The 14,151-nt window shown below is 64.4% G+C and carries 13 protein-coding genes; 6 read left to right on the top strand and 7 right to left on the bottom strand.

Features of this window, described 5'->3' with window-relative positions; all coding sequences use genetic code 11:
• Position 1 precedes the first annotated feature (1 nt).
• Positions 2–829: a serine protease gene (locus A5764_RS18550; protein WP_067115219.1), complete on the bottom strand. Its 828-nt coding sequence runs from the start codon at positions 827–829 to the stop codon at positions 2–4.
• Positions 830–1,047: 218 nt separating this feature from the next.
• Here A5764_RS18550 and A5764_RS18545 point away from each other — a divergent pair, with 218 nt between their 5' ends.
• From A5764_RS18545 to A5764_RS18535, 3 genes are read left to right on the top strand one after another with little or no spacing between them, the layout of a single operon-like run.
• Positions 1,048–2,022, top strand: a complete 975-nt coding sequence (locus A5764_RS18545; protein ID WP_067115217.1) for a proteasome assembly chaperone family protein — start codon at positions 1,048–1,050, stop codon at positions 2,020–2,022.
• A gap of 45 nt (positions 2,023–2,067) precedes the next feature.
• Positions 2,068–3,099, top strand: a complete 1,032-nt coding sequence (locus A5764_RS18540; RefSeq protein ID WP_067115215.1) for an alpha/beta fold hydrolase — start codon at positions 2,068–2,070, stop codon at positions 3,097–3,099.
• 33 nt (positions 3,100–3,132) lie between these two features.
• Positions 3,133–3,819, top strand: coding sequence for a PhzF family phenazine biosynthesis protein (locus A5764_RS18535; protein WP_067115212.1), 687 nt, complete (start codon positions 3,133–3,135; stop codon positions 3,817–3,819).
• 121 nt (positions 3,820–3,940) lie between these two features.
• On the opposite strand, the gene A5764_RS18530 is transcribed toward A5764_RS18535, so the two are convergent.
• From A5764_RS18530 to A5764_RS18510, 5 genes are all read right to left on the bottom strand, one after another.
• Positions 3,941–5,524, bottom strand: a complete 1,584-nt coding sequence (locus A5764_RS18530) for an AMP-binding protein (protein ID WP_067115210.1) — start codon at positions 5,522–5,524, stop codon at positions 3,941–3,943.
• A 38-nt stretch (positions 5,525–5,562) separates the two neighbouring features.
• Positions 5,563–6,354 carry an alpha/beta hydrolase gene (locus A5764_RS18525; protein WP_067115208.1) on the bottom strand — a complete coding sequence of 264 codons (792 nt, stop codon included), beginning with the start codon at positions 6,352–6,354 and terminating at the stop codon, positions 5,563–5,565.
• Between the two features lie 48 nt (positions 6,355–6,402).
• The gene (locus A5764_RS18520; protein WP_197501623.1) at positions 6,403–7,233 is read right to left on the bottom strand and encodes a class I SAM-dependent methyltransferase; all 831 of its coding nucleotides are present in this window, start codon (positions 7,231–7,233) and stop codon (positions 6,403–6,405) included.
• A gap of 245 nt (positions 7,234–7,478) precedes the next feature.
• A complete protein-coding gene (locus A5764_RS18515; protein ID WP_067115203.1) occupies positions 7,479–9,050 on the bottom strand; it encodes a GMC family oxidoreductase in 1,572 nt (523 codons plus the stop codon).
• Between the two features lie 356 nt (positions 9,051–9,406).
• Positions 9,407–10,576, bottom strand: a complete 1,170-nt coding sequence (locus tag A5764_RS18510) for an acyl-CoA dehydrogenase family protein (RefSeq protein ID WP_067115200.1) — start codon at positions 10,574–10,576, stop codon at positions 9,407–9,409.
• Between the two features lie 272 nt (positions 10,577–10,848).
• On the opposite strand from A5764_RS18510, the gene A5764_RS18505 reads away from it, so the two are divergent.
• The gene (locus tag A5764_RS18505; RefSeq protein ID WP_067115197.1) at positions 10,849–11,316 is read left to right on the top strand and encodes a helix-turn-helix domain-containing protein; all 468 of its coding nucleotides are present in this window, start codon (positions 10,849–10,851) and stop codon (positions 11,314–11,316) included.
• Positions 11,317–11,447: 131 nt separating this feature from the next.
• Here A5764_RS18505 and A5764_RS18500 read toward each other — a convergent pair whose 3' ends face one another.
• Positions 11,448–12,164, bottom strand: coding sequence for an SDR family oxidoreductase (locus A5764_RS18500; protein ID WP_067115195.1), 717 nt, complete (start codon positions 12,162–12,164; stop codon positions 11,448–11,450).
• Between the two features lie 70 nt (positions 12,165–12,234).
• On the opposite strand from A5764_RS18500, the gene A5764_RS18495 reads away from it, so the two are divergent.
• Both A5764_RS18495 and A5764_RS18490 read left to right on the top strand, forming a co-directional pair.
• Positions 12,235–13,131: a LysR family transcriptional regulator gene (locus tag A5764_RS18495; protein ID WP_067115193.1), complete on the top strand. Its 897-nt coding sequence runs from the start codon at positions 12,235–12,237 to the stop codon at positions 13,129–13,131.
• Between the two features lie 33 nt (positions 13,132–13,164).
• Positions 13,165–13,752: a TetR/AcrR family transcriptional regulator gene (locus tag A5764_RS18490; protein ID WP_067115191.1), complete on the top strand. Its 588-nt coding sequence runs from the start codon at positions 13,165–13,167 to the stop codon at positions 13,750–13,752.
• The last annotated feature ends 399 nt before the right edge of the window (positions 13,753–14,151 follow it).

The raw sequence follows: 14,151 nt of genomic DNA, 5'->3' as shown, positions 1-14,151 counted from the left end.
CTCAGCAGCTGTCGTCGAGGTCGTTCGGGATGGGGTCGCCGGGGCCGCCGGCCTCGGCGCGGGCCAGCAGCTGCGCGGTTTGCGCGTCGAACGGGGCCGAGTAGGACACATTGGTGGCGCACCCGCCCCGTTCGAAGCCGCCGATCAGGCCCGTCAGCATGGTGCCGCTGACCCAGGGCGCGCCGCTGGTGCCGTCCACCAGCCCTTCGCAGGGAAACGAGGGGAACCCGGCGTCGTTGACCGAGGTGCTGGCCTGACAGCCGACGGGTGAGCCACCGACGCCGGCCGGATAGCCCATCACCGTGACGTGACTGCCCGGAGGGGGCGCGGTGCCCAGCGTCAGCGCCAGGCCTACGTGTGACTCGACCGAAACACCGGCGTCGTTGCTGACCCGCGCGATCGCGTAGTCGGCGTGCGGATCCTTGCCGCCTGTCCAGCGCGGATCGAGGTAGACCGCGTCGGCCTTCCACATGTCGGCGGGAGCGGGCGCGGCATCGCCGGCGAAACCCGGGACGAAGATCAGCTTGGCGGCCCCGGCCAGGCAGTGCGCCGCGGTCATCACCAGGTTTCCGGTCGCCGAGTGCACCACGGCGCCCGTGCAGACGTGCAGGGGGCCGTCGTTGATGAAGATCGCGCCGACGCGCCTGTCCGGGTCCACAGGACCCGCGACCGCCTTCTGCTGGGGCTGGCTGAGGCGCTGGACCACCGGGCCGGTAGCCACGGGAGCGGTGATGGTAGGGCGCGCCGCAGGGTCGGCGGGCCGGATGCACGACGTCAACAACGTCGCCAGGCAGACCCCCGAGCACAGCAACACGATCCGGATGGACATTTGGTGTCCATCATGCCTGACCAGGGGGTGGCAGGCGGAATTCCCGGCGTCGGCGCGTGCCGAGGGGTTTGCCCGGCGAATGGCGGATTATGTTCGCGCGTCGCCGCGTTTCGAACAAAAAGGCGGTCACGAGTTCGCTGTTCCATAATGGGTGCCCGTTGATTCGGGGGACACTTGACAGGGCACCCTGGAGAGACCCCCGAAAGGAGGACACCCCGATGGCCCGCCATCAAAACCCAGACGACGAGTACGACCAGCCGGGACAATTCGGCATGTACGAACTGGAATTTCCGGCACCCCAGTTGTCGACGGCCGACGGCCAGGGCCCCGTTTTGGTGCACGCCCTGGAGGGCTACTCCGACGCCGGCCACGCCATCCGCCTGGCCGCCACCCACCTGAGGGCCGCGCTGGACACCGAGCTGGTCGCGTCGTTCGCGATCGACGAGTTGCTGGATTACCGCTCGCGCCGACCGTTGATGACCTTCAAGACCGATCACTTCACCAACTACGACGATCCCGAACTCAGCCTGTACGCGCTGCGCGACAGCGTCGGCACGCCGTTCCTGTTGCTCGCCGGCATGGAACCGGACCTCAAGTGGGAGCGCTTCATCACCGCGGTGCGGCTGCTGGCCGAGCGGCTGGGGGTGCGGCGGACCATTGGCCTGGGCACGGTCCCGATGGCCGTCCCGCACACGCGCCCGATCACGCTGACGGCGCATTCCAACGACAAAGAACTGATCGCCGACTTCCAGCCGTGGATCTCCGAGATCCAGGTCCCCGGCAGCGCGTCGAACCTGCTGGAATACCGGATGGCCCAGCACGGCCACGAGGTGGTCGGGTTCACCGTGCACGTCCCGCACTACCTGACCCAGACCGACTACCCCGCCGCCGCACAGGCCTTGCTCGAGCAGGTCGCCAAGAGCGGATCGCTGGAGCTGCCGTTGTCCGCGTTGACCGACGCGGCGGCCGAGATCCGCGCCAAGATCGACGAGCAGGTCGAGGCGAGCGCCGAGGTGGCTCAAGTGGTGGCCGCGCTCGAGCGCCAGTACGATGCGTTCATCGACGCTCAGGAGAACAGGTCGTTACTAACTCGCGACGGGGACCTGCCTAGCGGCGACGAGCTTGGCGCAGAGTTCGAGCGATTCCTTGCCCAACAGGCGGAGAAGAAGGTCGACGACGACGACCAGGCGTGACTCCCTAAACGCCCATAGCCCGGGCCGACACCAAGGTTGGCGGAGATGACCGAGCGGAAGCGCAAGAGCAATCTTCGCCCGGTGCGGGAGGTAACCGCACCCACGCTCGAGTACCGCACCATTCACGGTTACAAGCGGGCCTACCGCATCGCCGGTTCCGGCCCGGCGATCCTGCTGATCCACGGCATCGGTGACAACTCCACCACCTGGAACGCCGTGCAGGCCAAGCTCGCCCAGCGATTCACGGTCATCGCGCCGGACCTGCTGGGCCACGGCAAATCCGACAAACCGCGCGCCGACTACTCGACGGCCGCCTACGCGAACGGGATGCGTGACCTGCTCAGCGTGCTCGAGATCGAGCGGGTGACCATCGTCGGGCATTCGCTGGGCGGCGGGGTGGCCATGCAATTCGCCTACCAGTTCCCGCATTTGGTCGACCGGCTGATCCTGGTCGCCACGGGCGGCGTCACCAAGGACGTCAACGTCGCCTTCCGGCTGGCCTCCTTGCCGATGGGCAGCGAGGCGCTGGCGCTGCTGCGGCTGCCGCTGGTGCTGCCCGCGGTTCAGCTGGCGGGGCGGATAGCGGGCCTGGCGATCGGATCGACCGGGCTGGGCCACGACCTGCCCAACGTGCTGCGCATCCTCGACGACCTGCCGGAGCCGACGGCCTCGGCGGCGTTCAGCCGGACCCTGCGGGCGGTGGTGGACTGGCGCGGGCAGATCGTGACGATGCTGGACCGATGTTATTTGACCGAGGCCATCCCGGTGCAGATCGTCTGGGGCACCAAGGATGTGGTGGTCCCCGTCCGTCACGCCTGGATGGCGCACGCCGCGATGCCCGGCTCCCGCCTCGAGATCTTCCAGGGCTCCGGCCACTTCCCATTTCACGACGACCCCGCTCGCTTCATCGACGTCGTCCAGCGCTTCATCGACAGCACCGCGCCCGCCGAATACGATCAAGCCGCGCTGCGCGAGTTGCTCCGCTCCGGGGGCGGCGAGAATGCCGTCACGGGCCCCCCCGACACCCGCGTCGCCGTGCTCAACGCGATGGGTTCCGACGAGCGCAGCGCCACCTGATAATCCCTTTGACCCGGGCCGTACAGTCGGGATATGGGCATCGACGTGACGGTGTTGCGCGTGTTCACCGACTCGGACGGGAATTTCGGTAATCCACTCGGCGTGGTGGACGCCGCGACGGTCGCACCATCCGATCGACAGCGGCTGGCGGCCCAATTGGGCTACGCCGAAACGGTATTCATCGATCTTCCGGCCGCCGGCGCGGCCACCGCGCACGTCAGGATATACACGCCGCGCGCCGAGATCCCGTTCGCGGGGCACCCCACCGTCGGCGCGGCGTGGTGGCTGCACGACAACGGTTGGCCGATCAAGACGCTGCAGGTGCCGGCCGGCCTCGTGCAGGTCAGCCGCCGGGACGACGTGACCGGCGTCAGCGCCCGCTCGGAGTGGGCGCCGGAGGTGGGCATCCACGAATTCGACTCCGCGGACGAGGTTCTCGCCGCCGACCCGGCCGACTTTCCCGATGACTCCGCGCACTACCTGTGGGCCTGGGTCGATCGGCCCGCCGGGGCCTTGCGCACCCGGGGATTCTTCGCGAACCTCGGCGTGCCGGAGGACGAGGCGACCGGCTCGGCGGCGATGCGGCTCACCGACTACCTCAGCCGCGACCTGCGCATCACCCAGGGCAAGGGCTCCGTCATCGAAACCGAGTGGAACGCCGAGGGCTGGGTCGGGGTGGCCGGGCGCGTCGTCAACGACGGTGTCCGACAGGTCGATTGAGTTCAGGACCGAAGACTCGTCCCAGAGCAGGTCATTTGGATAGGCCGGGCTTTCGTGTCATGGCTGCATTTCCGCTCCGGATGGGCATCGCGAGCGGGCGTGTTGATACTTGAGCGGGATGTCAGCGACCCCTCAGATCTTTGCGGAGAATCTTTCCGGATGCCGATTTCGGGATAAAGGTAATGAATTCGACGTCACGAATCTTTTTGTATGGAGCGACGCTTCTAGCCACGAACTCCATCACCTCGGCGCCGGTCAGCGAAGCGGAGGGTTGGGTGACGACAAAGGCCTTGGGGATCTCCTCGCCGGACTCGGAGTCTATGGCTGGAACCACCGCGGCATCCGCTATCGCAGGATGGGTCAGCAACAGTGACTCGAGTTCAGCGGGCGCCACCTGATAGCCCTTGTATTTAATGAGTTCTTTGAGGCGGTCGACGATATAGACACAGCCGTCGGCGTCGACGCAAGCCAGGTCCCCCGTATGCAGGAACCCGTCGCCGTCGATGGTGTTGGCAGTCGCCTCATCGTTGCCGAGGTAGCCGAGCATCACATTCGGGCCCTTGAACCACAGCTCGCCGGCTGCGCTGACACCCTGGTCGGGGACCGGGATCTCGACACCGGTCTGCGGCGCAACGAGCTTGCTTACCGTGTTCGGGAGAGTCCACCCGCAGGAATCCAACTGCGCGACAACGCCTACCGAATCCCGGCCCTGGTCGACCGGCATACCGTGGCCGACTCCGCTCAGTTCACTCATTCCAAAGCCCTGCAACACCGCCACACCGAGGCGCGCTCCCACCGCGCGTGCGAGTTCCGCGTCTAGTGGCGCGGCACCGCAGATAACGACTCCGAGCGAGGACAGGTCATAGGAATCCACCATTGGGTGCTTAGCCAGCGCCACGGCCACCGGCGGGACAACAAATGCCCGGGTGCAGCGGTGATCCTGAATGGCGCGCAAGAACGCGGCCAGGTCGAACGAAGGCATAACGACCAGCTTCGCGCGCGGCACCAGTGAAGCCGTGAGCAGCACCGACAACCCATATATGTGGAAGAACGGCAGCACGGCCAGAACGACGTCGTTGGGACCGACGACGTTGAGGGGTTGAAGTTGGGCGGCGTTGGCTACCAGGTTGCGGTGGGTCAGCATCACCCCCTTTGGTAGACCGGTGGTGCCGGAGCTGTAGGGGAGTACCGCCAAGTGGTCGGCCGGATGGAAGTTCCTGGTGCCTGCGCACTGAACTGCCGGCTGCGACCTGAGGTCGACGTCGTCGAGCATGAGCACCTCGCCCTGTGCGAGTCCGATTTGCGCGACGGCCGTTTCGGCTTTCTCGCGGTGCTCAGCCACGGTCAGCATCATCCGAGCATGTGAATCGCGCAACTGCCGTGCAACTTCGTCCACGGTCGACAACACGTTGAATGTGGTTGCGGTCGCGCCTGCTCGCAGGATGCCGTGAAACGCGACTGCGAACGCTGTGCTGTTGGGCGAAAGTAACCCAACCACGTCACCGACGCCAACTCCGCGGGCGACTAGATTCGCGGCGAATGCTTCGATTTGATCGATCAGCTCCCCGTAGCGTGTCGTGGCACCGGTCGTCGCCTCCACGAGCGCGACGAGCTCGCGGTCGGCGTCGGTGATGCCATCGAACAAGTAGTCGAAGACGGGGACGTCGGGAATGCTGACATCTGGGAAGGGGCTGGCGAAGCTCACTGTACTCCGATCTGGCTGCGACGACTTGATTTGCGGTCTTAGAGCCCATGACTTTTCAGCCAGGACTCAATAAGTTCGGCCAGCGCCCTCCATTGAGGTTCGAGCATCATTTCGTGTCCGACGCCGGGAATGAGGACTGGTTTGGTTCCGTAGGCCGCGGCGGTCCGACGCACGTGTGTGGGCCGATAAACTTGGTCGCGCTCTCCGCCGACGACCAACATCGGCGAGCGGACATTCTTGGTTTTGACAAGACTGCCAACCACCGTGTCCAACATCATCGCCCGTGTGCTGTCGGGTTGGATGCGACGCGTAAAGCTGTCGACGAGGCTGTCTGGCGCGTCGTCTCCGAAAAACAACTCCCGCGCGCCGGCGGACGTCCCGACTAGGTCTAGCGGGTTGGCGGTCAGGGCGAATTTCGTTGAGCGCCAGGGATGACGACGTATCATTCGCATTATCGAACCCAGCTGTCCGCCGCGCGGTGGGGTCGAAGCCATCAGTACGGCCGCTGCTGCGTCGTGGTTTTCGAGATACTTCTGCACGACAAAGCCGCCGATGGAATGCCCGACGAGGATGGGCGGGTCTGGAAGCGCGCCGACGACCTCACTAACATCGGTGACGTAGTCGGCAATCGAACACAACCGCAGGGACTTGCTCAACGGGCTCCGGCCGTGACCACGCAGGCTGGGCGCCAAGACACGAAACCCCCGGTCGACGAAGAAGGCGACGAAATTCTCCTCCCAGCACCAAGCGGCATGCCAAGCCCCGTGCACGAAAACAATTGAACGCGGACGTTTTTGAGTCCGCCGTCCGAAGTCAACCAATTCCAGCATCGTCTTCCTGATCCCGTCGCTTCTTACGGTGGATATGGAAGGGACTCGTCACACTCGAACCCAGGCACACATCTGGGGAACGAACTCGAGCTGACAATCTGACGAGTTCGCCTGGCGCCACAGGCGATCCAACAATGTGTCGATTGCGAGCTTTTCCGCGGTCATCGCGCCTGCGGCCGCCATGTGCGGAAGTACTTCGCGCGCCAGGCCCACCATCCACGGCAGCACCTGCGAGTCCGCTGCGCTCTCCACGAGAGTCTCCGTGAACATCGATGGCGCGGGCAGCCCTGCTTCGCGGAAGACGCGTACCAACCGTCCGCCGATATCAAACGGGGCACCCCCCCGTGTGAGCGTGTAGTGCACCGCGTCGTAAACCTCATGCAGTACGGCGAGCCGTGGATTGGACCGAATGCCGCGCGTGGCGTCCATCTCGTGAAGCGCTATGACACCGCCGGTCCGGATGAGCCTACGAGTCATTCGCAGGAAATCACCGGGGTCTTTTTGATGAATTAAAACGTACCGACACACAGCAGCGTCGAAGTCCGCTGGGCCTTCGTAAGATTGGATGTCGGACTGGATGAACTCAGCATTGGTGTGGCACCGAGCGCGGAACCGTTGCCGTGCGACAGCGATTGCATCTTCACTGGGATCGATACCGAACACGTTGCCGGTTGGGCCCACCAGATCAGCGAGCATCAGCGAGACGTCGCCAGGTCCACAGCCGATGTCAAGCACGCGCATACCCCGCTCGATACCTGCGCTCATCAGCAGGCGTTCGGTGATGGGTCGCAACATCTCGGCTTGCCTTATTAGACGGTCGATTTCGGGACGGGAGTGACCTAGCAGATAGTCCCGCTCTGGTATCGGCTGACCGGCCATCGAAGGTTCCTCTCTGGGCATACGGAGAGCCGCTGCCTCTGTTGTCGGCACGGCTGTTAAGCACGCCGTCGAGCGGTTCGTCATTTCAAAATCTTCGTACGCCCAGAAGAGAAGCGTCAGGCGATGTGGGCGGCCAGTTGAGTGGTGACTGCGCAGGATTCAGGCGCGCTCCCGCCAACAGGAGAGTCGATCTGTCCCGCGTTTTCGAGCAAGTGCGGATACTCCGTCGTTAGGAGTGATGGTTGTTACATTTTGTGTTGGGTGCGGATGAAGTGAGCTGCTTGTTCGCCGATGATGATGCAGGGTGCCATGGTGTTGGCGGTGGTGATGCGCGGCATGATGGAGGCGTCGGCGATGCGCAGGTTGCTTACGCCGTAGACGTTGAGCTGGCCGTCGACTACCGACATGGAGTCGCGACCCATTTTGGCCGTGCCTGATTGGTGCCAGTAGGTGGTGACGGCGTTGCGCAGGTAGGTTTCCAGTTCGTCCGCTGAGCTGTTGCCGGGCATGGCTTCCCGGGTGACGAAGGGACGTAGTTTGGCGCTGTTGCCGATTTCACGCAATGTTTCCACGCAGGCGATGGCAGTTTTGAGGTCCTCGGGGTCAGCTAGGGCATTGGCGTGGATTTGGATCGGGTCGGTTGGGCGGGGTCCCGTGAGCCGCAGCTGACCGCGGCTCTTGGGGTGCGTTGGTGCCCCGAACAGTGTCCATGCGTTCTCGGGCAGACCGTGTTCAGCGACGTTTTCGGGAGTGGCTTTGGGGAATGGGCCCAGGCAGGCGAACAGGTCGGGCCCGTCTATATCTGCGGTTAGTCCGGAGTCCCAGAACAGGGCGGCTTGCACTTGAGTGCCCCCCGGGGTGCCTTCGGGGAGTTCCCATACACAGTCGAACCCGAAGTGGTCTTGCAAGTCTCGGCCGATCCCGGGTAGGTGCTGCACGACCGGGATGCCGATGCGACGCAGTTCGGCGATGTCGCCGATACCGGAATGCATCAACACCTTCGGTGTGTGAATAGCGCCCAGCGACAGCACGACTTCGGTGCCAGCAGCCACCCGATGTGTCGACCCGGCGTAACCGATTTCTACACCGGTTGCCCTAGTGCCCTCGAACATCACTCGTGTCACCAGGGCATCGGTCAGCACGGTCAGGTTCGGCTTGTCCAGGTAGGGGCCAACATAGCTGCGAAAGACTGAGACACGCTGTCCGTCGCGGATACGCATGTCAGTGATCGCGGCGCCACGGAACTCTTCCATCAGTCGCCCGTTGGGACTCTGGTAGGTCGGAATTCCGAGCAGCTTGGCAGCCTCCAAAACCGCTGGGGCAACTGGGTGAACATCGGCCACCGGTTGAACGAAGACAAGGCCGTCACGGCCACGGTGAGATGATTCCCCGGTCCCGTGCCAGTCTTCGATACTGCGGTACAGCTCGAGCACCCGCTCGTAGCCCCATGACTTCTCACCGGATTCGGCGGCAAAAAAATCCCAATCGCTGCGGTGCCCGCGCGACCAAATCATCAGGTTGATGCTCGACCCCCCGCCCAACCCCTTGCCCATCGAAAATGGCAGCGCCCGCCCATGGACCCGCTCGTCAGGCTCAGCAGCGAATCCCCAATCACGTTCAGTTCCCAGATTGAGCGGCCACTGGTCGGCTTGCCTCACACTGTCAACCTCATCAGTACCGCCGGCCTCCACCAGCAGCACCGACACATCCGGAATCTCGGCGAGTCGGCGCGCAACCACCGAGCCCGACGTCCCGGCACCACACACGACAAAGTCGTACCTCTGCTCCAATACGCCTGCCACCACGACCTCCTCCATTCAATAACGAACGCTATCCTATTGGAACGTGGTGATCACGAAAAGGGTTCAACTGGAACTAAACTCACAGAAAAACAACAGGATAACCAGTGGTCGGGTCGTAGCCGCGCTGATGCTTTCGGAGAAGCACCCGCCGTCTGTGCTCCCCGGTGTTGGTGTCGGCACCGAAATTTCATGAAGCCGGTGCCGAGGCTCATGCGGGTGGCCAAGGGTGCCGAGAACACATACGGAGTGATGATGACATTCGTGCGGGACAACCGGTCGTCGAGAACGCCGAGCACCTCGACCGGCTCGCCCAGAGCGTCATTGTCGGCGTTGCTCAGGTTCACAGCGACTGAACTCTCGCGAGCTGCGGATCAATAGGCAGGTGAGGGCGGGCGTTTGCCGAAGTACAACCCGCCGGCCCATTCCCAGACCCGCTGATTGGTCAGCCCATGCTGGGCAATCATATTGAGATCACGTAGTTTTCGGCCCAGGGAAGACGATCGCTGCAGTGCGCTAGAACCAACCGCGTCGACAAGGAGTTGTACTGCATCTCGACACGTCGTCCCAGTGTGCACCACGCATCCGGCCCACTGCGCCCGTTGATCCAACGGCGGTTCATCGCCTGCCTGAATGGTGGCGAACAATCCGCCGAGCGTGTCGTAGACGTAGCTGCGCGTCGACCCGATCAAGGCAGCGGCCCGGGCCAGAGCCGCTCTCACGTTGGGCTCCGCCGTGACCGAGCCCCTCAACACGTTGCTGTACTTGGTTTCCAGCGAAGCGCGTGCCACAACCAACGCCTCGGCGGCCGCGCCCAGTGCCACGCCTACGCCGGCGCTCGGGGCCAGCCCAAACCAGGAATACAGGGCCTCGGAGCGCTTGTACTGCCCCGGAATCCAGGTGTACTCCTCGGGAACAAATGCGTCGGTGATGGTGTAGTCATGGCTTCCGCTGCCGACGAGTCCATCAGGGTCCCAGGTTTCCAGAACCTGCCATCGCGCGGCCGGCAGCATGGCCACCTTATATTCGGCCTTGCCCTTCTGGTTGCGCCGCGGTTCCCCGTTCACTGTTACCGTCGCACCACCCAAGATGACATCGGCGTGAGTCACTCCGCTGCCGAACGACCAGCGGCCGGACAACCGGTATCCGCCGTCGCAGGCCTCAAGCGTTCCCGCCGGTCCCTGAAATCCCGCGATGATCGTGTCTAGCGCGGGAAACAGGCGCCGGGCAGCTGCTTCCGCCACGTATGACGCGAAGAATCCGCTCTCCGAGCCGATCATCGCGCACCAGGCCGCGGAGGCGTCCGCCCGGGCCAGCGTCTCGATGATCTCGACTTGCGTACAGATGTCGGTTTCAGGCCCACCCCACGCCGCTGGCATCGCCATTCGGAACACGCCCGACCACCTCAGCGCATCGACGACTGCCCCGCTCAGCCTGCGCGCGCGCTCGGCCTCCATGGCCCGCTCGCGCAGTAGCGGTTCAATCTCCTTGACCCGGGCCATGATTGCAGCAGCGTCAAGCTCGTCCTGCGCGCAGTTCGGCATGCCAGACCTCCTTGTTTATCCATAATCTAGCATGCTAAGTTTCATGAAACAACCAGAGAATCGCTGTCGGACTCGAGCGCTCACCTCGAACCTCCGGATATCTGCGGGGAGCAAACCCCTGGGGCGCTAGGTAGAACTACCTTGTCTTGCATGGGATCTCGCACATCAATAGTAGTTGGCGCATCGTCGACAACAATCGGTGGCCGACGGCAGAGTTCTGCCAATAGATCAGGTTATGGTAGTTTCACAAAACTTAGCGTATCGTCGCGATCATGCTCAACAGTGATTACAGCGGCGAGAATTGCTCGGTCGCGCGAGCCTTGGAAGTGGTCGGCGAACGATGGACGCTGCTCATCATTCGCGACTTGTTAAGCGGCCCGCATCGCTTTGCCGAGTTGCAGCGCAAGCTCGGCATCGCCAAAAACGTTCTCACCGTTCGCCTTCAGAAGCTTGTCGACGAGGGCATTGTGGAGAAAATCCCGTATACCGGCGCCCGTGACTGGAACGACTACCGACTCACCCGCAAGGGCAAAGACCTGTTCCCGGTGCTCAATGCCCTTATGGCATGGGGCGACCGCTATGCCGCGCCGCCCGGCGGCCCACCTCTAATCTTTGAGCACGAATGTGGACACGCGGCCGGGCAGCGGGTGGTCTGCGCCTACTGCGGCGACGACATCGTCCCCCGGACGATCAGGTTCGTCCCCGGGCCCGGCGCGACCGCCAGCAGGGCGCCCAACTGACGTCTGGCTGGCGCGGGCTCGGTCCTGGTGGAGCGGGCCGTCGATGAGCGCTGCAAACCTGCTTCGGCGCGGGGCCGAAGCGTCTGGGTCGTCGGTGATCGCGTTGCGGGTGGCTGGGACACGGCTACCGACTAGACGAGGACGCTGCCGCCGTCAACCTTGACGACCGCTCCGGTGGAGTACGTCTGCTCGATGCAGTACAGGTACGCCCGTGCCACCTCGTCGGCCTCGGCGATCCTGCTCAAAGGGATCCGTTCTGCCGCAGCGGCGAACAGCGCGTCGCGGTCCTTTGCGCCCATGTTGTCCCACAGCGGTGAGCGCACCACGCCTGGAGCCACAGCATTCACCCGCACGGGCGCCAGCTCGACCGCAAGAGCGGCGGTCAGCGCGTTCATCGCGCCGCACAGACTCACCGGCAACGCGCCGAATTCCGGCTGCTCGGCGGCCGATCCACTGGTCAACGTGATCGAACCGTCCGCGGGCAGGAGCGGACCGATGACCCGAACCGCGGTGCACGCACCGATGAAACGAGTTTGGTAAAAGCCGGCGATAACGTCGGGTGTCAGTCCGGCCAGCGACGCTGTCTCCAGCGGCTCGCCCGCCGTGTAGACGAGGTGGTTGACCGGTCCGACCCGTTCGGCCAGCCGTTCGATGGACGCGGGGTCTCCGAGGTCAACCGTGGCGCCGACGGCGCCTGCGGGCAGCGCGCCCAGCGCACGCTCGACGCTCGACGTCCGGCGCGAGGCGACGACGGGTGTGGCGCCACGCTCGGCGACCGCCGCAGCCACAGCCAGGCCGATGCCGGACGTTCCCCCGATGATCAGGACACGTTGGTTGCACAGACTCATACATACAGGGTCAAGGCGGTGGCTTCGCTCGTCCAACACCCATTTGGTCCGGCAGCGATACCCTTTAGGTATGGCCACATTGGATCTGGACATGCGCAAGCTACGCTACTTCGTCGCCGTGGCGGAGGAACTCAACTTCGGCCGCGCCGCGGCACGCCTGCACATCGCCCAACCCGTGCTGTCCCGTCAAATTCGCGCGCTCGAGCACGAGCTGGGAGCCACGCTGTTCAATCGGGGCACCCGTGGGACCACGCTGACCCCCGCTGGGTTGCGGCTACTCGACGACGGCCGTTTCTTGCTCGCGGAAGTGCAGGCGCTGCGGCAGCGGCTAGCGCAAGCCGAAGCCCCCGCCGTCGTGGTCACGGTCGGCGTACTACCCGGCCTGTTGGCTACCGCTGCCGCAAGGGCGTTCGAGGCGGGCGATCCGGTGCGGCGCACGGTAATCGTGCCGGTGACCTGGAACGAGCAGGCCGAAGTGATCCGCCGCGGCGACGTGCAGGTGGTGTACGCCCGCTCGCCATTCGACCTGTCTGGCCTGGCGACCGCGCCGCTCCTTGAAGAGCCGCGCGACGTAGTGCTGCCCGCTGGTGACCCGCTGGCCGAGAGGCGGTCGGTATCGCTGGACGATCTGGCACGGCGGCGGTTGCTGCAAAATCCGGCATCGGTGCCCGAGTGGTATGCCATCGCCAGCCCGCAATTGCGCCGCGCGGCAGTGCAGTCGTCGGTCACCGGGGTGGAGCAGAAGCTCGAATTGGTGGCTGGCGGTGCCGGTTTCGCCGTGCTGCCCCGGTCGACGGCCATGTCCTACCGACGGCCGGACCTCCGGGTGGTGCCAGCCGACGGCCTCGCTCCTAGCCAGGTCGTGCTGGCATGGGACGCCACGGTCACGGATGCGGCGCGCGACGACTTCATCGCGGCCGCGATCGCCTGTGCCGGACAGACGATCGATCCGACCTCGCAAACGTAGGATATCGATGGTTATACTGCAACTGTTCGTGTCATGAGATATCCACCAGACCAAAAGGTAAAGGCGCGCGCCGCGTTAATCCGTGCGGGCACGCGCTTGATGAAGGTCGCCGGCTTCAACGGGATCGGGGTCGACGGGCTGGCCGCCGCGGCGGACGTGACCTCGGGGGCCTTCTATTCAAACTTCGCCCACAAGGAAGCGATGCTTGAGGCGATTGTCGAGGCCGCCGTCGGTGAACCCTTCGTTTCCGACACGAAATCGGGCACGAGGGCCGAGCGCAGGGCGCAGCTGGAAGCGTTTGTCGCGGAATACCTTAGCGCCGAGCACGTGGAAAACCCGGGCGACGGATGTGTGATGCCAAGCCTTAGCGCCGATGTGGCACGGGCGGGAATGTCCACTCGGGAGGCGTACGAATACAAGATCAGCGCGCTGGCGGGGCGGATGGCAGAGCTATTCGATGGCGCGGACCCGGAACGTCGGGCGTGGAGCCTTGTCGCGCTGATGGTGGGGGCGGTGTCGATCTCGCGCGCCATGGCTGATCCTGCCACGCAGGCCGAGGTGCTCGACGCCGCGAATAAGACCGCGGACAGGCTCATTTCACCCGGCAAACGACGCAAATGACCGGAGGCGGCACGTGGGCTTGGATTATGTGAATCGACCCGGAGGACAGCGGCTATCAACATTGCGATGATTCTCGTTGTGCCCATGGGTAATTTGGCCGCTGTACCGCCGGACGAAGCGGCATGCACGCCGCGGCGGCGGGCCGTTGTCGCCGCAAATCGCGACTTCCGTCGCGCACGCCGGAATCCTGTCGGGATCGTCGAACACCCCACCTCCGACACCGTGAGGCCAAAACCCAGGGCTGAGCGTGCGGTCGGGCCATGCACCCTGCATGACACCGGGGACCATGATGGCCGGCCGCTCGACCCGGACGGGGTCAACCCCTCACGGTCGGGGTAACAGAACGCCGGAATCACCGCGCATTTCAACAAATTGGGTTGTTCGACGCGTACTTCTCCT

Origin of the sequence: Mycobacterium sp. 852002-51057_SCH5723018, from assembly GCF_001667035.1 — a bacterium.
Lineage (GTDB): Bacteria > Actinomycetota > Actinomycetes > Mycobacteriales > Mycobacteriaceae > Mycobacterium.
The sequence above is the reverse complement of the archived record's forward strand: the minus strand, read 5'-3'. Positions and strand labels throughout refer to the sequence as shown.